Origin of the sequence: Micromonospora sp. NPDC047467, assembly GCF_040643095.1 — a bacterium.
Classification (GTDB): domain Bacteria; phylum Actinomycetota; class Actinomycetes; order Mycobacteriales; family Micromonosporaceae; genus Micromonospora.
In genome coordinates this window covers 11,442-11,914 of the sequence record NZ_JBEYTO010000002.1, presented here as the reverse complement: position 1 = coordinate 11,914, position 473 = coordinate 11,442, and the positions used below count along the sequence as shown (strand labels likewise).

1 pseudogene is annotated in these 473 nt (G+C 72.7%); it reads left to right on the top strand.

Annotated features, from left to right (window positions below):
- Positions 1 to 473: pseudogene (locus ABZ780_RS04230) on the top strand (hypothetical protein); the annotation flags it as partial.

The window sequence follows — 473 nt, the reverse complement described above, 5'->3', positions numbered from 1 at the left end:
AGCACCACCCTGCTCGCCACCGCCGGCGACGACCAGGTGGTGCGGCTGTGGCACCCCGACACCCTCCGGCCCGCCGGCGAACTCCACGGCCACACCGACTCGGTGAGCGCGGTAAGGACCTGGACCCACTCCAAGGACACCACCCTGCTCGTCTCCGCCGGCGACGACCGGGTGGTGCGGCTGTGGCACCCCGACACTCTGCAATCCGTCGGCGAACTCCACGGCCACACCGGGACGGTGTTCGCGGTGGGGACCTGGACCCGACCCGACGGCACCACCCTGCTCGCCACCGCCGGCGGCGACCAGGTGGTGCGGCTGTGGCACCCCGACACTCTGCAATCCGTCGGCGAACTCCACGGCCACACCGGGACGGTGTATGCGGTGGGGACCTGGACCCGACCCGACGGCACCACCCTGCTCGCCACCGCCGGCGGCGACCAGGTGGTGCGGCTGTGGCACCCCGACACTCTGCA